Genomic DNA, 20,859 nt, shown 5'->3' on the forward strand with positions numbered 1-20,859 from the left:
CGCTGCACCCGACGGTTCCTCACGGCTCATCCCACGGTGGCCTGCCTGCCGATCAGCTCGGCGATCCGGCCGCGGCAACCGCCGCAGCCGGTGCCGGCCCGGGTCCGCCGCCCGACGCACTCGACACTGTCGTCCCCGGCAGCCACACCATCCATGATCGACTTCACGACCACCCCATTGCACCAGCAGACGACCGCCTCGGGGGCGAACCGGTCGACCGCCCCGCCGGTGGTGAGGGCGGGGGCGTCGAGGCGCAGCAGAACGCTGCGATCGGTGGGCAGTTCGGCCTGCCCGTTGTAGAGCACGGTCAGCTCGGCCCCGACCCGGGGCATCCCGACACAGACGAATCCCTCCAGCACGTCATCGACGGTGACCAGCTTGACGTAGGCACCCCGGGCCGGATCGACCCATTGGGAGACCTCGACACCACCGCTGCAACCGAGGGCATGGCTGCCGCTGTCCCATGGATCGGCCATCACCCGGCCGGCGGCCAGCACATCCACCCCGTCGGCCTTCAACATCACCACCGGCGGACGTTCCTCGGTCTCGGGCAGCACCGGCCCACCGGCCCGTCCGGCCTCGGCCACCAGCTGTGCGGCGACGAACTCGGCCTGTCGCCATCCCGGGCCGATCAGGCCGCGCGGCCCGCCGGGTACGGACTCGGCGCCGGCGCCCACCCGGCCGGTGGCCACATGCGCACAGTCACCGATGGCGAAGATCGACCGATCGGCCCAACTGCGCAGGCTCGGATCGACCAGTATCCCTGCGGCGGTGGGCAGACCGGCGGCCGCAGCCAGCCCCACCCGTGCCCGGACACCGGCCGACAGCACCAGCAGATCGCCGGGGATCCGCTCCCCGTCCTCACCGAGCAGGGCACCGAACCGCGCACCCTCGCCCGGTACGGGCTCACAGATCACACCGGTGGCCCGGAAGTCACCGAGCATGATCACCCCGGCCCGTCGGGCCGCCCGGGCCAAGGCCTGTCCGCCACCATGATCGAGATTGCGGGCCATCGGCACCGGCCCGCTGTGGATCAGCACCACCTCCGCACCCTGATCGGCCATCGCCAACGCCGCCTCGGTACCGAGCACCCCGCCACCCAGGACCAGGATCCGCCGGCGGTCGCTGACGGCCCGGGCGACCACCTCGGCATCGGCGAGATCGCGCAACCCGACGATCCCGGCGGGCAGTCCCCGTACCTGTCGATCGTCGGCGGGTACGGCGGGATCGGTCGACGCTTCGACCTGCGACAACCCGGCCAGCGCCGGCACATGGGCCCGGGCCCCGGTGGCCAGGACCAGCCGGTCGTAACCCAGGGACTGCCCGTCACCGAGTGTCAGCCGGCGGGCTGTCCGATCGATCGCGGTGACGGCCGTACCGGTGAGCACCCGGACGCCGGTTGCTGCAACGGCTTCAGCGTCGATGATGTCCAGCGCCCGGCGGTCCACCTTGTTCGCGGCGAACTCCGAGACCAGTACCCGGTTGTAGGCCTGCTCGGGTTCGGCACCGACCACCGTCAGGTCGATCCGCCCGGTTTCGACCGCCGGCAGCACCTCCTCGACGAACCTGGCCCCGACCGGCCCGTACCCCACCAGCACGACACGCATCAGCCCTGCACCTCCACCGGGTCGGCGCGGCGGACGCTCACCTGGGTCCGTTTGAACTCCGGCATCGCCGAGATCGGGTCGACCACGGCCTCGGTCAAGGCGTTCGCCGTCTGTCTGCCTCCGAAATGAAACGGCAGGAAGACGGTGTCGATCCGGATCCCGGTGCTCAACTCGGCGCGGGCGAAGACCTCACCGCGGAGGTTCGAGATCGCACCCGGTCCCCCTCGGCGATGCCCAGCCGCTGTGCCGTGGCCGGATCGATCTGCAGATCGGCCTGCGGGCGGGCGCTGCGCAGTTCCTCCACACGACGGGTCTGGGCGCCGGACTGGTAGTGCTCCAGCAGCCTCCCGGTCACCAGGGTCAGCTCATCGGTCGCCACCGGCCGGGGCGCGTGGCGCCGGGAACGCACCGGAACCATCACGGCGCGCCCGTCGGGATGGGCGAACCGCTCGGCGAACAGTCGCGGGGTCCCCGCGGATCCGCTCGGGTACGGCCAGTAGGCCTCGACCTCGGTGTCCAGCAACTCATGGCTCAGGCCGGAGTAGTCGGCGATGCCGCCGGCCGAGGCGCGGGCGAGTTCGTCGAAGACCGCCGCAGCTTCGGTGTCCCAGACCCCGGGGGCCGCCAACCGCTGCGCCAGTTCGGCCATGATCCACAGTTCGCTGCGTACCCCCTGCGGTGGTTCGATCGCCCGCCGTCGGCGCAACACCCGGCCCTCGAGATTGGTCATCGTCCCCTCCTCCTCGGCCCACTGGGTGACCGGCAGGACGTAGTCGGCATGGGCAGCGGTCTCGGAGCAGAAGAAGTCGCAGACGACCAGCAGATCGAGTTGGGCCAGACGGCGGGCCACCGCACCGGCGTCGGGGGCCGAGATCACCACATTCGACCCATGGACCAGTAGTGCCTTGATCTGCTCACCGAGCCGGCCGAGCAGTTCGGTCGCCGGCACCCCGGGCCCGGGCAACCGGTCGGGGTCGACACCCCAGACGGCGGCCACCTGAGCCCGTGCCTGGGGATCGGTGATCTTGCGATAGCCGGGGAGTTGGTCGGCCTTCTGCCCGTGTTCGCGACCGCCCTGGCCGTTGCCCTGTCCGGTGAGGGTGCCGTACCCGGAGCCGGGCCGGCCGCAGAGCCCGAGCAGCAACGACAGGTTGATCGCCGCGGTCACCGTGTCGGTGCCGTCGACATGCTGTTCGATCCCCCGGCCGGTCAGGATGTAGGTGCCCCGACCGCCGGCCAGCCGGTGGGCCACCTCCCGCAGCTGACCGGTCGGCGCACCGGTCACCTCCTGCACCCGCTGCGGCCACCACTGCGCGACCGAGCGCCGCACCCCTTCCCAGCCGACGGTACGGGTCTGCACGTAGTGCTCGTCGTACAGCTTCTCGTTGAGCACGATGTGGGTGATCCCCAACAGCAGCACCAGATCGGTTCCGGGCACCGGTTGCAGGTGCAAACCACCGCCGTCGTCGGTCAGCCGGGCGGTCTCGGAGCGGCGCGGATCGACCACGATCAGACCGTTTCGTTCGCGGGTCCCCTCGAGGTGACCGATGAACGGCGGCATCGTGGCAGCGACATTCGATCCCACCAGCAAGATGGTCTGCGCACCGTCGAGATCGCTGACCGGGAAGGGCATCCCGCGGTCGATGCCGAATGCCCGGTTCCCGGCGGCGGCTGCACTCGACATGCAGAACCGGCCGTTGTAGTCGATCATGGAAGTGCCGAGCGCGATGCGCGCGAACTTGCCCAGCTGGTAGGCCTTCTCGTTCGTCAGCCCGCCACCGCCGAAGACCCCCACCGCGTCCTTGCCGTGACGCTCACCGATGCTTCGTAGTCGGTCGGCGATGTCGTCCAGGGCCTGTTCCCAGCCGACCGGTACGAATTCGGAACCGACCCGCCGCAGCGGGGTGGTCACCCGGCCGGCGGAGTTGATCAACTCCGCCGAGGTCCAGCCCTTCTTGCACAGCCCTCCCCGATTGGTCGGGAAGTCCCGACTGCCGATGCCCACCGGCGGCCGATGATCAACTTGCTGTTCCGGGAGGTCGGCACCGGTCTGCAGGGACATCGCGCATTGCAGGGCACAGTAGGGGCAGTGACTGGCGGTGGTGGCCATGGGCGCGTCCGTTCAGATGACCAGGCCGCTACGGCGGCCCGACCGCAGGTAGACGCCGTAGGTGATCGCCGCCATGATCACGTAGGCGCCGACGAAGCAGAGCAGACCCGCCTGATAGCTGCCGGTGGCGGTCTTGGACAGGCCCAGTGCCTGCGGGATCACGAAACCGCCGTAGGCGCCGATCGCGGAGATGATGCCGAGCGCCGCGGCGGCCTTGCGCTGCGAGCCGATGTCACCGGCGCTGCGGTGGGCATCGGCGGTTCCTCCGCGCCAGGCGAAGACGGTCGGGATCATCCGGTAGGTGGAACCGTTGCCGATCCCACTGGCGGCGAACAGCACCAGGAACAGGGCCAGGAACACCCAGAAGGAGGCGGAGGGCAGCACGGCGACGACCGTCACCACCACCAGCGCCATCACCGCGAAGGCACCGATGGTGATCTTGGCACCGCCGAAGCGGTCGGCGAGCCTGCCACCGTAGGGTCGCGAGAGGGAACCCACCAGGGCACCGAGGAAGGCCAGCGACACCGAGGCCGTTCCGATGTGCAGCGCGGAGAAGTGGGGGTACTGGTCGGCGATCAACTTCGGAAGACCCCGGCGAACCCGATGAACGAACCGAAGGTGCCGATGTAGAGGAAGGCCAGCACCCACAGGTGGGGCTCCTTGACCGCTGCGATCGCCCCGGCGAAATCGGACTTCGCGTTCGACAGGTTGTCCATCCGCAGTGCTGCCCCGAGGGCGGCGATCACGATCAGTGGGACCCAGATCATGCCGGCGAGTCCCAGGTTGACCGTTGCCGCAGCGCCGATGGTGACCGCGATCGGGACGACGAACTGCGCCACCGAGGCACCGAGGTTGCCACCGGCCGCGTTCAGCCCGAGCGCCCAGCCCTTCTCCCGCTGCGGGAAGAAGTAGGTGATGTTGGCCATCGAGGAGGCGAAGTTACCGCCGCCGAGCCCGGCCAGGGCTGCGACCAGCAGCATCGTCGCGAACGACGTCTCCGGATTGCTCACCACCACCGAGAGCCCGATCGTCGGGATCAGCAGCAGCAGGGCGGAGACGATGGTCCAGTTGCGCCCACCGAATCGCGCGACCATGAAGGTGTAGGGGAAACGCAGGGTGGCCCCGACCAGGCTGGGGATCGAGATCAGCCAGAAGATCTGGGAGGTGCTGAAGTCGAATCCGGCCGCCGGCAGGGAGACGACGACGATCGACCACAACTGCCAGACGACGAAGCCGAGGAACTCGGCGAAGATCGACCAGCGCAGGTTCCGCCGGGCCATCGCCCGCCCGGGCCCTTCCCACTGTGCGGCGTCCCCGGGGTTCCAACCGTCGATCCAGCGGCCGCGGCGCCGGACCAGCCCGGAGCCTTGAGGGGTCTCGGTGGGCAACGTGGGTATGGCGTTCATGGCTGACTCCAGTTCTCGGACGAGGATCTCGGGGAGCGGATGGGCGACGCGGTCGCGGGTTCATCGGGCCGGCGTCGACGCCGTACCGGGAGGGTGATCAGGAGTGCTGCCTGCCGATCGAGAGCAGCAGTCGGGCGGTCAGTCGCGACCGTCGTAGAGTTCGCCGACGATCTCGACCAGTTCGGGTGGTACGGGGCCGTCGGCGGTCAACAGGGGCTCGGTGGTGACATCGGCGCCGGCGGCTGCCGCGCGGCCGGCGAAGAAACCGGGGGCGAGCAGGTAGGTGGCGACGAAGACCCGCCCCGAGCCCTCCGCGCGGACCTGCTGCACGGCTGCTGCCAGGCCCGGTTCGGCATGGGCCAGGAAGGCTGCGGTGACCGGTCGCTGCACGAGCTCGGCCAGGTACGCCGCGGTCAGTCGGCAGTCGCGTACCGCCGAGGCATCGGTGGACCCGGCGGCACCGAGCACCACCCGATCGGTGGACTCGGCGTCGAAACCGGCCTCCAGCAACCGTCGGTGCAGCAGTTGCGCCAACCGCCGGTCCGGGCCGAGTGCCCCGCTCACCGTGACCGGGCGCTGCGTGGCCTGCCGGGTCTGCTGCAGGTCCACGTGGACGTGGAATCCGGCCGAGAGCAGCAACGGCACGATCCGGGCCCCGACCTCGTCCGGCAACCCGGCCAGGGTACGGGTGACATCGGGCTCCTGGACGTCGACGAAACTCGGCTCGACGACCAGCTCCGGCCGGGCCGCACGGACCGCGTCGACCAGTCCGGCGACGGCGCGCTGTCCGGCCGGGTCGGCAGTCCCGTGCGAGGCAGCGACCAGTACTGGTCGAGGGGCCACGAAGATCACCCCCTCATCCTCTCGTACCCACCAGGTCGGCAGGTGCAGCTCCCCCGGACGGGTGTAGCACTCCCCGGTCTGGAGGTCGAAGACATCCTTGTGCAGCGGCGAGGCGATGGTCGCCCGGCCGGCTCGGGAACCGACGATCCCCCGGGACATGACCGCGGCCCCGGTGGCCGGGTCGTGGTTGGAGACCGCGAAGATCCGGCCATCGGGGACCAGGGCGCCGAGCCGTTGCCGCCGACCCCGGCGGGCTGGGTGAGCCTGGTCGGGGGCGGGCCCGGTGACCCCGGGTTGCTGACCGGCCGGGCGGTCCGGGCGATCGGCGAGGCAGATGTGGTGCTGCACGATCGACTGTGCCCGCGCGAGGCGCTGCTCGACCTGGCTCCGGGTGCCGAGTTGATCGACGTCGGCAAACGTCCCGGCCACCACGCCATGCCGCAGGAGGAGATCGAACGACTGATGGTGGACCGGGCCCGGCGCGGATTGCGGGTGGTACGGCTGAAGGGCGGCGACCCGTTCGTCTTCGGCCGGGGCGGTGAGGAGGTCCTGACCTGCCGTCGGGCCGGCGTACCGGTGGAGGTCGTACCCGGTGTGTCCAGTGCCATCGCCGTTCCCGCTGCCGCCGGGATCCCGGTGACCCACCGCGGTGTGGCCCATGCCTTCACGGTGATCTCGGCCCATGCCGGACTGGGTGAGGACGAACTGCAGCAGCTCGCGCAGCTGGATGGGACGATCGTCGTCCTGATGGGGGTCGGCACCTTGGACCAGGTGCTCGACGGGTTGCGCCGTCACGGCATGTCCGATCACACCCCGGTGGCGATCATCGAGCGCGGGTTCAGCGCCGACGAGCGTCGGCTGGTCTCCACGATCGGTGCGATCGGTGCACAGGTACCGGAGTTCGCACCTGTCTCGCCGGCGGTGATCGTGATCGGGGCGGTGGTCGCCGCTCTGACCGAAAACGTCTCGGGGTCGGCCCCGCAGTGCGAAACTGACCCCGACACCAAGACGGTGCTCGGCCCGGTCCTGCAGGCACTCGGTCCGAGCTGAGCGTTGGGACTCCGATGTCAGGAACGCCCGGACCGGGCACATGCGATCGGCCCGGACGCACATCATCGACCGGGTTCGCCCCCGACCAGTTGCGCGGTTTCCGGATCGGTGTGACCGCCGACCGGCGGGCCGAGGATCTGATCGCCGCCTTCGAACGACGCGGTGCCGAGGTGCTCCACGCCCCGACCATCCGGATGACCGATGTCGCCGACGACGGTGAGGTGCTGGCCTCCACCGAGGAGGTGATCGCCGCCGCCCCCGATCACCTGCTGGCCACCACCTCCTACGGGATGCGTCGCTGGTTCGAGGTCGCCGACGCCGCCGGTCTGGGTGAACCACTGCTGACCTGCCTGAGCTCCTCCCGGATCCTGGTCCGCGGACCGAAGGCCCGCGGTGCCGTCCGCGCGGCCGGTCTCGATGATCATGGAATGAGCGAGCGGGAGACCACCGCCTCGTTGATCGATCTGGTGTGTCGGGAGGATCTGCGCGGGTCCACCGTGGCCGTGCAGCTCCACGGCGACAGCGGGCGGTCGAGCTGCAGCGGTTGCGCTATGCCGGTGCACGGGTGGTCACCGTCGCCCCCTACTTCTGGCGGACCAGACAGGACGACACCCGGGTCCAGCGACTGGTCGAGGCCATCTGTGGCGGCGGTCTGGATGCCGTCACCTTCACCAGCCCGCCGGCGGTGCACGCCCTGCTGGAGGCCGCCGACGATGTCGCCCGACGCGACGAACTGCTGGCGGCGATGCGATCCACCGTGACCCCGGCGGTGGTCGGGCCGGTGACGGCGGCGCCGTTGATCGAGGCCGGGGTGGAGCCGATCATGCCCGAACGGTTCCGGATGGGGGCGCTGATCCGGTTGGTCTGCGAGAACCTGTCCGAGCGCCGGGTGATCCGGCTGTCGACCTCCGCCGGCACGGTGGAGCTCCGCGGCCGGCTGGTGATCCAGGACACCGGCACGGTCGAGTTGACCCCGACCTCCCTGGCCCTGTTCCGTACCCTGATGGAGGCAGGCGGGTCGACCGTGTCCCGGGCGACACTGGCCGAGTCGCTGCCCGGGGAGAACGAGGACCATGCGGTGGATGTGGCGATCAGCCGCTTGCGCCAGTGCCTGCCCGACCCCTCGGTGCTGGCGACGGTGATCAAACGCGGTTACCGGATCGACGTATCGGGGTGTGACCCAGATCTCCCCCGATGTCGCGATGTGAGTCCTCGGTCGAGTCGGAATAGTCTGGATCGGTGACCGACTTCGATCCCCCGCGCCCCTGGACCGCCAGCTACGCCGAGGGCGTACCGACCGATCTCGGTGAGGTCGGCGGTTGTCTCACCGACATCGTCGCCGAGTCGGCCCGGGACTACCCCGACGCGCCGGCCCTGGAGTTCTTCGGCCGGGAGACCAGCTACCGCCAGCTGCAGGAGATGATCATGCGCGCGGCGGCCGGGTTGAAGGCGCTGGGTGTCGGACCCGGTGACCCGGTGGCGATCGTGCTGCCGAACTGCCCGCAGCACATCGTCGCCTTCTACGCCGTGCTCCGGCTGGGAGCGGTACCGATCGAACACAACCCGCTCTACACCGCCCGGGAACTGCGCAAGCAGTTCGAGGACCACGGTGCCCGGACCGCCATCGTCTGGAACAAGGTCGTCGCCACGGTGCAACAGTTCCCGGCCGATCTGCGGGTGCACAGCCTGATCAGTGTCGACGTGGTGAAGGGGATGCCCCGACTCACCCAATTGGCCCTGCGCCTTCCCTTGCCGAAGGTCCGTGAATCGCGGGAGGCACTGACCAGCAAGGTGACCAACACGATCGTCTGGGAGTCCGTGTTCGCCCGCGATCCGCTGCCCGATGATCATCCCCGCCCGGGCACCGATGATCTTGCGATCATCCAGTACACCTCGGGCACCACCGGTGCCCCGAAGGGTGCGAAGCTGACCCATCGCAATCTGCTGGCCAATGCCCGTCAGGCCCAGGCCTGGACGCCGACCATCCAGCGCGGCCGGGGTTGTGTGGTCTATGCGGTGCTGCCCATGTTCCATGCCTACGGCCTCACCCTGTGCCTCACCTTCGCGATGTCGATGGGTGCCCGGTTGGTGCTGTTCCCGAAGTTCGATCCCGACCTGGTGCTGAAGGTGACCGAGAAGCACCCGGCGACCTTCCTGCCCCTGGTGCCGCCGATCGCCGAACGGCTGCTGAGTGCCTCGAAGGAGAAGGGCATCTCCCTGGCCGGGACCGGGATCGCCATCTCCGGTGCGATGCCGTTGCAGCAGTCGCTGGTGATTCCCTTCGAGGAGGCCACCGGTGGCTACCTGGTGGAGGGTTACGGATTGTCGGAGTGCTCCCCGGTGCTGATGGCCAACCCGGTGGCCGACAACCGAAAGGCCGGTACGGTCGGCCTGCCGCTGCCGGGCACCGAGTGCCGGGTGGTCGATCCGGAGAATCCGACCGTCGACGTACCCGCCGGGGAACCGGGCGAGCTGCTGGTCCGTGGACCGCAGGTCTTCAGCGGCTACTACGGCAAGCCCGAGGAGACCGAGGAGGTCTTCGTCGGCGACTGGTTCCGTACCGGTGACATCGTACAGATCGACTCCGACGGGTTCGTCTCGATCGTCGACCGGATCAAGGAGTTGATCATCACCGGCGGTTTCAACGTCTCCCCGAGCGAGGTCGAGAGCGTCCTGCGCCAGCACCCCGATGTGGATGACGCGGCGGTCGTCGGCATGCCCAGCGACCACTCCGGCGAGGAAGTGGTGGCAGCGATCGTGGTGGCTGCCGATGCCGGTGAGGTCGACCCCGAACAGGTCCGTGGTTTCGCCCGCGGGATCCTCACCCCGTACAAGGTCCCGCGTCGCCTGGTGATCGTCGACGAACTGCCGAAATCCTTGATCGGCAAGGTGTTGCGACGTGAGGTACGCGACAAGCTGCTCGCCGAGACCACCGACGCCTGATCGGTTTCGTACCCCGTCAACCGGGGCGGATCACTTCGATCACTAGGATCTGGTCAGGACAGCGCGACCCGCTCGTGCCCACCGTCGACCGGAGGCCCCCGATGACCCTGCCCGCTGCGATCACCGACACCCTGCAGGACGAACTGCCGTCACTGGTGGAGACCTACCGCTGGTTTCACCAACATCCGGAGTTGTCCATGCAGGAGGTGAACACCGCCACCAGGATCACCGAGATCCTCACCGGGTACGGGATCGACAGTTTCCGCTGTGGCGGTACGGGTGTGGTGGCCGTCCTGGAGAACGGTGACGGGCCGGTGGTGGCCTACCGCGCCGACACCGATGGTCTGCCGATCGACGAGGGCACCGGCTTGCCCTATGCCTCCACCGCGGAGGGGGTGTTGCCCGACGGAACCGGTACCAAGGTGATGCACGGTTGTGGCCACGACTCCCACATCACCGCCGGGCTGGCGATCGCCCGTCTGTTACGCCAACACCCCGAGGCCTGGTCGGGCACGGTGGTGATGCTCTTCCAGCCCGGGGAGGAGACCGGTGCCGGCGCCCGAGCGATGATCGCCGATGACCTGTGGCAGCGGGTGCCCCGCCCGGAGGCCGTCCACGGCCAGCACATCTGGCCCGGCCGGGCGGGTCAGGTGGAGGTGTCGGTCGGCACGGCGATGGCGATGGCCGATTCCCTGCGGGTGACCGTCCGGGGCAAACAGGCCCACGGTTCGCAACCGGAGAACTCGATCGACCCGATCGTGCTCGGCGCGGCGATGATCACCCGCCTGCAGACCGTCGTCTCCCGGGAGATCCCGGCCACGGCGATGGCGGTACTGACGATCGGGTCCTTCCACGGGGGACTGAAGGAGAACATCATCCCCGAGGAGGCGTGGTTCACCATCAGCGTCCGCAGTTTCGACCCGGACATCCGGGCCACCGTGCTGGCCGCGATCGACCGGATCATCACCGGTGAGGCGATCGTCGCCGGGGCACCGGAGCCGGTGATCGAGACGATGTACGACTTCCCCCGCTGCTACAACGATCCCGAACTGGCGACCGGACTGATCGGTTCCCTGGAAGACGAACTCGGTGCCGGGCAGGTGATCGTCCGCGACCCGGTCACCGGGTCGGAGGACTTCGGGCTCTTCGGCGACAGTCTCGGCGTGCCCTACGTCTACTGGTTCTTCGGCGGGTACAGCGCGGCACATCTGGACTCCGGCGACCCGGTCCACGGCAACCACTCGCCCTACTTCGGGCCGGATGCGATCGAGCTCAGCCTGGACACGGCGGTACGCGCCGGGATGACTGCGATCCTGCGCCACCTGGGGCCTCAGCCTCGCTGATGTTCGCACCACTGCCCCGGGGCCAGGCGCAGTGGGATCCTCGTACTTCGGTCGCTCAGGACCACCCGCCGGGGCACCTGGTCGAGGTTCGCCACCAACAGGCGTCGACGGTCGGCCAGGACCCAGACCAGGTGATCACTGCTGTGACCACCCGACAGCGATCCGCGCAATGTCCCCAGACGGCGCAGGGCCGCGGCGACGGGGCGGTCGCCGCGATGATCACGGACTCCCTGCGGCCCCCAGTCCTCGAAGTAGGTGAGGGACTCCACGGTCGGCACCGCCAGTGCTGCTGCGCTGGCAATGGTCCAGGCAGCGAGTTCGGGTGAGTCCTGCCGGTCGTCGACCGGTTGCGACGGTCCGTAGCCGCTGCTGAGGTCGCTGCCGGTCCGTACGCCTGCCTGGGTGGTGGCGACGTTGTTGAAGCGCGGACGCAGGGTGATCGGGCCGATGTGCAGCGGCCGACCGGCGGCGATCCCACGGGCCTGTTCGGCCACCAACCGTTGGATCGGCAGTGACTCGACGAGTTGTACCGTGCTCCGGCTGTGGAACATCGGGGTGATCGAGAAACCGATACCGGCCAACTGCTGCGGGAGCCGATCCTGCCCCCGGTTCAGCTCGGTGAAGTGGGACCGGGCCCCGCCGATCACCGGGATCGACGACAGTCCCAGCCGATCGAGTGCCGTCCGCAGCAGGGTGACGGCCGAATCCGTGCTCAGGTGGGTGTGCGCATCGAAGGCGCCGATCCGTACCACCCGAGCGGGGTTCAGTGGATTCAGCAGCTCGGTCAGCTCACTGACCGTCTCCGAGCCGATGACCACCCGCAGGTCGAGCTCACAACCGGTGGCCATTGCCCGCCGCAGGGCCGCCGGACTGTTCGGCGCACCGACTATCAACTCGCTCAGCAGGATCCCGCTGACCGGTTCACCACCCGGGGCAGGATCGGCTGCGGTCGAGGCGGCCACCGCAATCGCCGGAGCCTGATCGGTCAGCTCGCTGAGGGTGATCGGCTCCGGCTCGATCCTCACCGGTCCGTCGTTGTCCGGCGGCGGCTCGCTCACCTGGATAACGAGCCGCTGACGTACCTGTTCCCCGGCCTCGATCCGATACGGGAAGGGTGCGGCCAGTGGCCGGTTGTAGGTCTTGAACGACGCGTCGGTCCAGTTCCGCTGGTCCTCCATCTCGAAGATGTCGCCGCTGAACTCCAGGCGCACCCGGCCCGCACCGGCGCGCCAGGTCAGACCCGTGATGTCGAGTGCCGGTTGGTGCGGACTGATCGCCGACGGGAAGGCCGTCAGCTCCTGCGACCCCTTGGTGTGATCGACTGCCAGTGGCGTACCGCTGAGTTCGGGGGGATGCAGGACCACCATGCCGACCCGGTTGGTCCAGAACGTCTGCCGGGCCCGCAGTCCGAAATCGACCAGCAGCCGATCGTCACTCGCGCGCACGCGGAGCTCGGCGTCGGCTCGGGCGGCCTGGTCGACCCGCAGGCTGATACTCAGCTCCTGATCACCCAGTTCGATCCCGTCGACGGTCCAGTCGATCGTGTTCCAGTCCGGATCCCGGAGGACTGCTTGCACCCCACGCAGGACCCGGCGTCCCCGGTGGGTCAGCTCGGCGAGTTCGTCGTCACGCAGCTCGAGCTGCCAGGGTCCGAGGACGCAGACCCTGCGATGCTCACGCCCGGCCTCCCATGCGCCCGGCACCGTGGCGCTCACAAGGTGGTCATCCCACCGTCGACGGTGAACAGCGCGCCGGTGGCGAATGCCGCGTCATCACCGGCCAGGAAGACCATCGCGCCACAGACGTCTGCCGGTGTCCCCGGCCTGCCCAGCGGGATCCGGGAGGTGATCGCCGCGCGGGCCTCACGATCGGAGCTGATGGCCGTCACCAAGGGGGTCTCGGTGTATCCGGGGACCACGGTGTTCACCCGGATGTTCTGCTCGGCGTAGGCGGCGGCGACCGCACGTCCCAGGCCGTGGATCCCGGCCTTGGACGAGCTGTAGGCGGTGAAGTCCCTGCCTTCGCCGTTGATCCCGGTCGGGCTGCCGGTGAGGATGATCGAACCGCCACCGGTGGTGAGCATCGAACGCACCGCATGTTTCACCGTCAGGAAGGTCCCGGTCAGGTTGACGTCGATCGTCCGGCGCCAGGTGTCCAGCTCGAGGTCGGCGATCGGCGCATCGGAACCGAACAGCTGGACACCGGCATTGGCCACGACCACATTCGGTGCAAGATCGGCGGCGGTGAGCTCGGCGAACGCGTCGACGACGGATTGTTCATCGGCGATGTCCATCACCACCGCCCGGGCGGAGTCCCCGATCCGCTCGGCGGTCTCCCGGGCAGCGGTCGCATCCCGGTCGGCGATGATCACCCGCGCCCCCTCGATGGCGAACCGTTCGGCGACGGCTTTGCCGATGCCGCTGCCCGATCCGGTCACCAGTGCGATCCGGCCGATCAGCGAACCCTGCTGGCTCATGCGATTCCCTTCAGGTAGTCGATGGTGGTGCGGGTCCATGCACGCTCGGCCCGGACGGTCTGCTCGGGTGTCTCCTGCCACGGCAGCCAGTGCTCGACGATCTCGTTCACCCCACGCTCGCGCGGACGTACCTGTGTGAGCAGATGTCGGTAGTCGTGCAGCCCCGAACCCATGGCCGCCCCCGAGTAGGTGAAACCCACCCAGCCAGGCTGCCGGTCGAAGGCGAAATCCTTCACATGAACGTTGATCGCGGTCTGGCCGACGGTCTCCACGCACTGTTTCGGGTTCTCCAACCGGGCCACCACGTTCGCCGGGTCGAGGCAGATCCCCAGGTGGGAGCTGTCCAGCTCGGTGACCAGCCCGACGAGGTCGGCGGTGCCGATCTGCTCATAGGTCTCCAGGGCCAGGCTGACGCCGGCGCGCTCGAAGTCGGGCAGCACCTGCCGCAGGCTCTCCCGCGACCGATCACGATCGACATCGGGTGTGATCATGCTCCGCAGCAGGGTGGCGCCGAACATTTCGGCGATCTCCAGGTGGCGCTGCAGGTGCTCGATCTGCACTCCGCGGGTGCCCAGTTCTACGGTGAGTTCCAGATCACGGGCGATGGCGGCGAGTTCGGCCAACTGGTTCCGGTCGTAGGCGAGCAGACCCCGATGATCACAGATCTGGAACAGCTCGACGCCCTGGGCGCGGGTATCCTCGAAGGCCTCCCGCAGGCCGATCGGTGCCTCCACCCGATCCGACATCTGCCAGAAGTAGGCGTAGGTGCTGAGTCCGATCATCGGCTGCCACCGGCTGCCCGAAGCAGGAACCGCCCGAAGGCTCGGCGTCCCGACCGCTCAGTCCCGGCGGGGGCCGACCCGCGCCATCTGTACCCGGCCGTCCGACCCTGCGCACCTGCCACCATTGGCTCCCCTTTGAACGTCCCAGCCGACCGGCCCAGAATAGGTCAACCGGTTGGCCGGGTCAACGGTTCGGCTGCAGCGACCCCGCGGTTCGGGAGCCGCAGATCAACCGGCCTCTCCCCGCAATCTCTTGGTGGCGGTACGCATGTGCGCGGTCATGGCCCGCGCAGCCTGGTCCGGATCCCGGCGGGCGACGGCGTCCAGGATCGCCCGGTGCTCGGCGACCGCTCGCTCCGCCCCCGGTCGATCCTGCACTGCCCGGTCGGCATAGACGCGCAGCAGCGAACGGGTCACATGCAACAGGTCGAGCAGCACGCTGTTCCGCGCAGCCACCGCGAGGCGCTGGTGGAACTCCTGGTCGGTGGCCGAGAACGCAGCGAGATCCTCGGCGACCTGCCGGTCCATCCGAGCCACCAGTTCGGCCAATTCGGCCTGTCCGTCCTCATCCGCCCGTTCGGCGGCCAGCCGGGCTGCATAGGTCTCCAGACCGGCACGCAGCTCCAGCAGTTCCTGGGTGCTCTCCCCGCCGATCAGCAACCCCCACCGCAGGCTCTGCGGCAACAGTTCACTGGCCGAGCCACGCAGATAGGTGCCCGAACCGGGTCGGACGTCTACGATCCCCAGTAGCTCCAACGCGGCCAGCGCCTCGCGTACCGCCGAACGCCCGACGTTCAACGATGCCGCGAGCTGGCGTTCGGGAGGAAGCCTCGTGCCGGGCGGGATGGAACCGGTGGTGAAAAGTTTCAGCAGGCTCTGGGCGACCTCCGAGACCGGACTGCCCGTCGGTATCGCGTGGAGCGAATCGATCAGCTCGCTGGACCGGTCCGGTGGATAGGCAGGCATGGCGCCAAATTATCGCGCCGTCCAGACCGCCACACATCGACCGCCGAACCCACCCCGGGGAGCCGGTCCGAGCACAGACCCGGTGCCAGGGGCCCGCTCACGCACCGGCCCGGGAACGACGAACGGCCCCGGTACTCACGTACCGGGGCCGTTCGTTCAGCGGGTGGGCCGATCGATCACTTGGCCTTCTCGCGGATGTCCAGCAACCGCCAGCGCTTGGTGGCCGACAGCGGACGGGTCTCGACGATCCGCACGCGGTCGCCGATCCCGGCCTCGTTGTTCTCGTCGTGGGCCTTCAGACGAACCGTCTTCCGCATCACCTTGCCGTACAGGGCGTGCTTCTTCCGGTCCTCCACGGCAACCACGATGGTCTTGTCCATCTTGTCGCTGACCACGTAACCGGTACGCACCTTGCGAGCGGTGCGCTCGGTCGACGTGGCCTCAGTCGTCGCTTCGCTCATGGTCATGCCTTCTTCGTGGTGGTGGACTCTGCCTCGGCGTCAATCTCGGGCTCGGCAACGATGCCCAGATTGCGCTCCTGCAGCACGGTGTAGATGCGCGCGATGTCCTTGCGCACCTCGCGAAGCCGGCCATGCGATTCCAGCTGGCCGGTGGCAGCGGCGAAGCGGAGCGTGAACAGCTCCTCCTTCAGCTCGCCCACCTTGGAGTTCAGCGACTCCCGGCTCAGGCCGCGCAGATCGGCGGCAACAAGTGACTCAGCCATCAGGCGTCGCCTCCTTCGCGCGAGATGAACCGCGCCTTCATCGGCAGCTTGTGGATGGCGAGCCGCATGGCCTCACGGGCAACGTTCTCATCCACACCGGAGAGCTCGAACAGAACTCGTCCCGGCTTCACGTTGGCGACCCACCATTCCGGTGAGCCCTTGCCCGAACCCATGCGGGTCTCAGCGGGCTTCTTCGTCAGCGGACGGTCGGGGTAGATGTTGATCCACACCTTGCCGCCACGCTTGATATGACGGGTCATGGCGATACGAGCGGACTCGATCTGCCGGTTGGTGACGTAGGCGGCTTCCAGTGCCTGGATGCCGTAGTCACCGAAGGCCAGCTCGGTGCCGCCCTTGGCCATGCCGCGACGCTTCGGGTGGTGCTGCTTGCGGTACTTCACCCTGCGAGGGATCAGCATGTGCTCACGCTCCTGTGTTCTCGGCGCCGGCGGGGGCGCTCTCAGCCGGGGCGCTGTCGGTACGCGGGGCGCCCTGGGCGCCCTCGCGACGACGGGCGCCACCGCGCTCGGGACGATCGGGACGGTCGCCGCGGCGGCCACGGCCCGGACGCTGACGTCCCGGGGCGTTCTGCCGGGCGGCCTTCTGGGCGGCACGCTCGGCGCGGGTGCCGGAGACGTCGCCCTTGTAGATCCACACCTTCACACCGATCCGGCCGAACGAGGTACGGGCCTCGAAGAAGCCGTAGTCGATGTCGGCGCGCAGCGTGTGCAGCGGCACCTGGCCCTCGCGGTAGAACTCCGAGCGGCTCATCTCGGCGCCGCCGAGACGACCGGAGCACTTGATCCGGATTCCCTTGGCGCCCGAGCGCATGGCGGTCTGCTGTGCCTTGCGCATGGCGCGGCGGAAGGCGACGCGGGCAGCGAGCTGCTCGGCAACTCCCTGGGCGACCAGCTGGGCGTCGATCTCGGGGTTCTTCACCTCGAGGATGTTCAGCTGGACCTGCTTGCCGGTGAGCTTCTCCAGCTCGGTGCGGACCCGCTCGGCCTCGGCGCCGTTGCGGCCGATCACGATGCCCGGACGCGCGGCGTAGAGGAAGATGGTGACCCGCTCGGAGCGGCGCTCGATCTCCACCGAGGAGATGCCCGCGCGCTCGAGGTTCTTGGCCAGCCACTCGCGGACCTTGATGTCCTCGGCCACGTTCTCGGAGTAGTTCTTCTCTCCGTACCAACGCGTGGTGTGGTCGGTGGTGACGCCCAGCCGGAAGCCGTTGGGGTTGATCTTCTGACCCATGCTCAGGCCTCCTTCTGCTCGTCGGTGGACTTCTTGGTCTGCTTGGCGGCGTCGCGAGCGCTCTTCGGCTCAACGACGACGGTGATGTGGCTGCCGCGCTTCAGGATCCGGCTGGCCGAGCCCTTGGCCCGGGCACGGATCCGTCGCAGGGTGACGCCCTCGTCGACGAACGCCGCGGAGATGAACAGCTCCTCGCTGTTCAGACCCTCGGTGTCGGCGGCGTTGGCGGCCGCGCTGGCGACGACCTTGTAGACCTGCTCGCTGGCGGCCTGCGGGGCGAACTTCAGCACATCGAGTGCCTCGGTGACGTCCAGACCCCGGACCAGGTCAACCACCCGGCGGACCTTCAACGGCGACATCCGGACGTGGCGCGCGATCGCGTACGACCCCGCCCGATCGCCGAGCAGCGCATGGCGGCGGCTCTTCGGCCGGGCCTGCGTATCAGTGGTGCTCATCTGTGTCTGCTTCCTTGATCAGCGGCGACGCGACTTGCGGTCGTCCTTGATGTGGCCCCGGAAGGTACGCGTGGGCGCGAACTCCCCGAGCTTGTGGCCGATCATGGCCTCGGTCACGAAGACCGGGACATGCTTGCGACCGTCGTGCACGGCGATGGTGTGTCCGAGCATGTCGGGCACGATCATCGACCGGCGCGACCAGGTCTTGATCACGTTCTTGCTGCCCTTGTCGTTGGCTACTTCCACCTTCTTCATCAGGTGGTCGTCCACGAAGGGACCCTTCTTCAAGCTGCGTGGCATATCTGGTTGCTCCTGCTCAGCGCTTCTTGCCGGTCTTGCGGCGTCGAACGATCATCGAGTTGCTGGCCTTGTTCTTGTCGCGGGTGCGGCCCTCGGGCTTGCCCCACGGGGAGACCGGGTGACGTCCACCCGAGGTCTTGCCCTCGCCACCACCGTGCGGGTGGTCGACCGGGTTCATCACGACACCGCGGACGGTCGGGCGCTTGCCCTTCCAGCGGTTGCGGCCTGCCTTGCCCCAACTGATGTTGGACTGCTCGGCATTGCCGACCTCGCCGATGGTCGCGCGGCAGCGGACATCGACCATCCGCATCTCACCCGAGGGCAGACGCAGGGTGGCCATCCGGCCCTCACGGGCGACCAGCTGCACCGATGCGCCGGCCGAGCGGCCCATCTTGGCGCCGCCACCGGGCCGCAGCTCCACGGCGTGCACCGTGGTGCCGACCGGGATGTTGCGCAGCGGGAGGTTGTTGCCGGGCTTGATGTCGGCACCCTCGCCGGCCTCGATGGCCGTACCCTGGCCGACTCCGAGCGGAGCCAGGATGTAGCGCTTCTCACCGTCGGCGTAGTGCAGCAGGGCGATCCGCGCGGTCCGGTTGGGGTCGTACTCGATGTGTGCGACCTTGGCCGGCACACCGTCCTTGTCCCAGCGACGGAAGTCGATGATGCGGTAGGCCTGCTTGTGTCCACCACCGATGTGACGGGTGGTGATGCGGCCGGTGTTGTTGCGTCCACCGGTCTTCTTCTTCGGTGCCAGCAGCGACTTCTCCGGGGTCGAGCGGGTCACCTCGGCGAAGTCGGCAACCGACGAGCCACGACGGCCCGGGGTTGTCGGCTTGTACTTGCGAATACCCATGAGGTTGGTTCCTTATTCTCTTTCCCGGGCTCAGGCGCCGGCCTGGCCGAAGATGTCGATCCGCTGGCCGTCGGCGACGGTGACGATCGCACGCTTGACGTCGGGGCGCTTGCCGTACCCGTAGCGGGTGCGACGAGTCTTGCCCTTGCGGTTCTGGGTGTTGACCCGGGTGACCTTGACGCCGTACACCTTCTCCACGGCGATCTTGATCTCGGTCTTGTTGGCCTGCGGCGCCACCTCGAAGGTGTAGCTGTTCTGGTCGATCAGGCCGTAGCTCTTCTCACTGACGACGGGCGCCAGCAGCACATCGCGGTGATCGCGAATCTTCAGCTCGCTCACTTCGCATCCTCCTCAGCAACTGCTGCGGTCTCGGTGGCGACGGTGGTCTCGCTCTCGCGAGCAACCGCCTTGGCGCCCTTGCCGGTGGCCGGTCCGGCAACCAGCTGTGCCAGCGCGGCCTCGGTCAGGATCATCGAGTCGCCGACCAGGACGTCGTAGGCGTTCAGCTGGTCGACCGCGATCACATGGACGTCGGTGACATTGCGCAGGCTCAGGTAGGCGTTCTCCTCCTCGCGGGCCAAGGCGACCAGCACCTTGCCCTGCGGGGCGACGGTACGCACCAGGCCGAGGGCCTCCTTGGTCCGCGGAGCGTCGCTCGACAGACCGGAGACGACGAAGACCAGGTTGTCCCGGGCGCGATCGGACAGCACACCACGCAGGGCGGCGGCCACCATCTTCTTCGGGGTCCGCTGGGCGTAGTTGCGCGGGGTCGGTCCGTGGACCACACCGCCACCGGTCCACTGCGGAGCGCGGCGCGAACCCTGACGGGCGCGGCCGGTGCCCTTCTGCCGCCACGGCTTGGCGCCACCACCGCGAACCTCGCCGCGGGTCTTGGTGTCGTGGGTGCCCTGACGTGCAGCCGCCAGCTGGGCCACCACGACCTGGTGGATCAGCGGGATGTTGGTCTGGGTGTCGAAGATGCTGCCGGGCAGCGTCGCGGTGCCGACCTTTCCGCCGGAGAGGTCCACCACGTCGACGGTCTTGTCGGTGAGGTTGCCGAAGCTCTCGGCCACGTCGATCTTGGTGCTCATGCCAGATCTCCCTTCTTGGCAGCGCTGCGGAGAACCACCAGGCCGCCCTTGGTGCCGGGTACGGCGCCCTTGACCAGGATCAGGCCGCGCTCGGTGTCGACCGAGTGCACCTGCAGGTTCTGCACGGTGACCTTGTCCACACCCATGCGACCGGCCATCCGCAGGCCCTTGAAGACGCGACCGGGGGTGGCGCAGCCACCGATGGAACCGGGTGAGCGGTGCTTGCGGTGCACACCGTGGGAGGCGCGCAGACCGTGGAAGCCGTGCCGCTTCATCACACCAGCGGTGCCCTTACCGCGGCTGACACCGGTGACGTCGATGACGTCGGCGGCCTCGAACACGTCGGCGGTCAGTTCCTGACCGGGCTCGTAGTCGGTGGCGTCGGTGGTGCGCAGTTCGACCAGGTGCTTGCGCGGGGTCACCCCGGCGGCAGCGAAATGGCCGGCGTCGGGCTTGTTCACCCGCTGCGGCTTGACCGCGCCGAAGGCGAGCTGGACGGCGGAGTAGCCGTCCTTCTCCTCGGTGCGGACCTGGCTGACCACACAGGGGCCGGCCTGGATCACGGTGACCGGGACGACCTTGTTGTCGGCGTCCCAGAGCTGGGCCATGCCGAGCTTGGTGCCCAGCAGACCCTTCACTTTGCGTTCAGTAGTCATATC

General features: G+C 68.7%; 22 protein-coding genes and 2 pseudogenes. 5 read left to right on the forward strand and 19 right to left on the reverse strand.

The genetic code is table 11. From position 1 onward, the window contains the following. Nucleotides 1–26: 26 nt before the first annotated feature. The 5 genes and pseudogenes from CLV29_RS09810 to CLV29_RS16475 form a co-directional block, all read right to left on the reverse strand. Nucleotides 27–1,607, reverse strand: coding sequence for an NAD(P)/FAD-dependent oxidoreductase (locus CLV29_RS09810; protein ID WP_133754706.1), 1,581 nt, complete (start codon nucleotides 1,605–1,607; stop codon nucleotides 27–29). Then, a pseudogene (locus CLV29_RS09815) lies at nucleotides 1,607–3,717 on the reverse strand (molybdopterin oxidoreductase family protein). The gene CLV29_RS09810 and the pseudogene CLV29_RS09815 overlap by 1 nt, the downstream one beginning before the upstream one ends. A gap of 12 nt (nucleotides 3,718–3,729) precedes the next feature. After that, on the reverse strand, nucleotides 3,730–4,296 hold the full coding sequence (locus tag CLV29_RS16840) for an MFS transporter (protein WP_243831818.1): 567 nt from the start codon (nucleotides 4,294–4,296) through the stop codon (nucleotides 3,730–3,732). Continuing rightward, nucleotides 4,293–5,123: an MFS transporter gene (locus CLV29_RS16845; RefSeq protein ID WP_243831819.1), complete on the reverse strand. Its 831-nt coding sequence runs from the start codon at nucleotides 5,121–5,123 to the stop codon at nucleotides 4,293–4,295. The genes CLV29_RS16840 and CLV29_RS16845 overlap by 4 nt, the downstream gene beginning before the upstream one ends. Before the next feature lie 138 nt (nucleotides 5,124–5,261). Continuing rightward, entirely contained in the window at nucleotides 5,262–6,125 is an 864-nt protein-coding gene (locus CLV29_RS16475; protein ID WP_243831820.1) for a CbiX/SirB N-terminal domain-containing protein, read from the reverse strand. A gap of 24 nt (nucleotides 6,126–6,149) precedes the next feature. Here CLV29_RS16475 and cobA point away from each other — a divergent pair, with 24 nt between their 5' ends. The 5 genes and pseudogenes from cobA to CLV29_RS09845 all read left to right on the forward strand — a co-directional run bounded on the left by cobA (nucleotide 6,150) and on the right by CLV29_RS09845 (nucleotide 11,302). Further along, nucleotides 6,150–7,016 (forward strand): uroporphyrinogen-III C-methyltransferase, encoded by an 867-nt coding sequence (gene cobA / locus CLV29_RS16850; RefSeq protein ID WP_243831821.1) that lies wholly within the window; start codon nucleotides 6,150–6,152, stop codon nucleotides 7,014–7,016. A 194-nt stretch (nucleotides 7,017–7,210) separates the two neighbouring features. Beyond that, a pseudogene (locus CLV29_RS17220) lies at nucleotides 7,211–7,486 on the forward strand (uroporphyrinogen-III synthase); the annotation flags it as partial. After that, nucleotides 7,486–8,259, forward strand: a complete 774-nt coding sequence (locus CLV29_RS17045; protein WP_279586465.1) for a uroporphyrinogen-III synthase — start codon at nucleotides 7,486–7,488, stop codon at nucleotides 8,257–8,259. The pseudogene CLV29_RS17220 and the gene CLV29_RS17045, both read left to right, overlap by 1 nt. After that, entirely contained in the window at nucleotides 8,256–9,959 is a 1,704-nt protein-coding gene (locus CLV29_RS09840) for a long-chain-fatty-acid--CoA ligase (protein ID WP_133754708.1), read from the forward strand. Before CLV29_RS17045 ends, CLV29_RS09840 begins: the two co-directional genes overlap by 4 nt. A 101-nt stretch (nucleotides 9,960–10,060) precedes the next feature. Next, nucleotides 10,061–11,302 (forward strand): amidohydrolase, encoded by a 1,242-nt coding sequence (locus CLV29_RS09845; RefSeq protein ID WP_133754709.1) that lies wholly within the window; start codon nucleotides 10,061–10,063, stop codon nucleotides 11,300–11,302. Here the strand turns inward: CLV29_RS09845 and CLV29_RS09850 are convergent. The 14 genes from CLV29_RS09850 to rplC all read right to left on the reverse strand — a co-directional run bounded on the left by CLV29_RS09850 (nucleotide 11,290) and on the right by rplC (nucleotide 20,856). Continuing rightward, nucleotides 11,290–13,017 carry a D-apionate lactonase family protein gene (locus CLV29_RS09850; protein WP_133754710.1) on the reverse strand — a complete coding sequence of 576 codons (1,728 nt, stop codon included), beginning with the start codon at nucleotides 13,015–13,017 and terminating at the stop codon, nucleotides 11,290–11,292. The genes CLV29_RS09845 and CLV29_RS09850 overlap by 13 nt on opposite strands. Beyond that, a complete protein-coding gene (locus tag CLV29_RS09855; protein ID WP_133754711.1) occupies nucleotides 13,014–13,778 on the reverse strand; it encodes an SDR family NAD(P)-dependent oxidoreductase in 765 nt (254 codons plus the stop codon). Before CLV29_RS09855 ends, CLV29_RS09850 begins: the two co-directional genes overlap by 4 nt. After that, nucleotides 13,775–14,560: a sugar phosphate isomerase/epimerase family protein gene (locus CLV29_RS09860; RefSeq protein ID WP_133754712.1), complete on the reverse strand. Its 786-nt coding sequence runs from the start codon at nucleotides 14,558–14,560 to the stop codon at nucleotides 13,775–13,777. The genes CLV29_RS09855 and CLV29_RS09860 overlap by 4 nt, the downstream gene beginning before the upstream one ends. Nucleotides 14,561–14,788: 228 nt before the next feature. After that, complete coding sequence (locus CLV29_RS09865) at nucleotides 14,789–15,526, reverse strand: FadR/GntR family transcriptional regulator (protein ID WP_133754713.1); 738 nt, start codon at nucleotides 15,524–15,526, stop codon at nucleotides 14,789–14,791. Between the two features lie 176 nt (nucleotides 15,527–15,702). Then, nucleotides 15,703–15,987: a 30S ribosomal protein S17 gene (gene rpsQ, locus CLV29_RS09870; RefSeq protein WP_133754714.1), complete on the reverse strand. Its 285-nt coding sequence runs from the start codon at nucleotides 15,985–15,987 to the stop codon at nucleotides 15,703–15,705. Nucleotides 15,988–15,989: 2 nt separating this feature from the next. Continuing rightward, entirely contained in the window at nucleotides 15,990–16,250 is a 261-nt protein-coding gene (gene rpmC / locus CLV29_RS09875; RefSeq protein WP_133754715.1) for a 50S ribosomal protein L29, read from the reverse strand. Beyond that, nucleotides 16,250–16,669 carry a 50S ribosomal protein L16 gene (gene rplP, locus CLV29_RS09880; RefSeq protein WP_133754716.1) on the reverse strand — a complete coding sequence of 140 codons (420 nt, stop codon included), beginning with the start codon at nucleotides 16,667–16,669 and terminating at the stop codon, nucleotides 16,250–16,252. Before rplP ends, rpmC begins: the two co-directional genes overlap by 1 nt. A gap of 4 nt (nucleotides 16,670–16,673) precedes the next feature. After that, nucleotides 16,674–17,501, reverse strand: coding sequence for a 30S ribosomal protein S3 (rpsC, locus tag CLV29_RS09885; protein WP_133754717.1), 828 nt, complete (start codon nucleotides 17,499–17,501; stop codon nucleotides 16,674–16,676). A gap of 2 nt (nucleotides 17,502–17,503) precedes the next feature. Continuing rightward, nucleotides 17,504–17,956: a 50S ribosomal protein L22 gene (rplV, locus tag CLV29_RS09890; RefSeq protein ID WP_133754718.1), complete on the reverse strand. Its 453-nt coding sequence runs from the start codon at nucleotides 17,954–17,956 to the stop codon at nucleotides 17,504–17,506. A gap of 18 nt (nucleotides 17,957–17,974) precedes the next feature. Continuing rightward, nucleotides 17,975–18,256: a 30S ribosomal protein S19 gene (gene rpsS, locus CLV29_RS09895; protein WP_133754719.1), complete on the reverse strand. Its 282-nt coding sequence runs from the start codon at nucleotides 18,254–18,256 to the stop codon at nucleotides 17,975–17,977. Nucleotides 18,257–18,272: 16 nt separating this feature from the next. Continuing rightward, nucleotides 18,273–19,109 (reverse strand): 50S ribosomal protein L2, encoded by an 837-nt coding sequence (gene rplB, locus CLV29_RS09900; RefSeq protein WP_133754720.1) that lies wholly within the window; start codon nucleotides 19,107–19,109, stop codon nucleotides 18,273–18,275. 30 nt (nucleotides 19,110–19,139) lie between these two features. Continuing rightward, nucleotides 19,140–19,448 carry a 50S ribosomal protein L23 gene (gene rplW, locus CLV29_RS09905; RefSeq protein WP_208292833.1) on the reverse strand — a complete coding sequence of 103 codons (309 nt, stop codon included), beginning with the start codon at nucleotides 19,446–19,448 and terminating at the stop codon, nucleotides 19,140–19,142. Next, nucleotides 19,445–20,200, reverse strand: coding sequence for a 50S ribosomal protein L4 (gene rplD, locus CLV29_RS09910; RefSeq protein WP_133754721.1), 756 nt, complete (start codon nucleotides 20,198–20,200; stop codon nucleotides 19,445–19,447). Before rplD ends, rplW begins: the two co-directional genes overlap by 4 nt. Continuing rightward, complete coding sequence (gene rplC / locus CLV29_RS09915) at nucleotides 20,197–20,856, reverse strand: 50S ribosomal protein L3 (protein WP_133754722.1); 660 nt, start codon at nucleotides 20,854–20,856, stop codon at nucleotides 20,197–20,199. Before rplC ends, rplD begins: the two co-directional genes overlap by 4 nt. Between the last annotated feature and the right edge of the window lie 3 nt (nucleotides 20,857–20,859).

This window comes from Naumannella halotolerans (genome assembly GCF_004364645.1).
GTDB classification, from domain to species: Bacteria; Actinomycetota; Actinomycetes; order Propionibacteriales; family Propionibacteriaceae; genus Naumannella; species Naumannella halotolerans.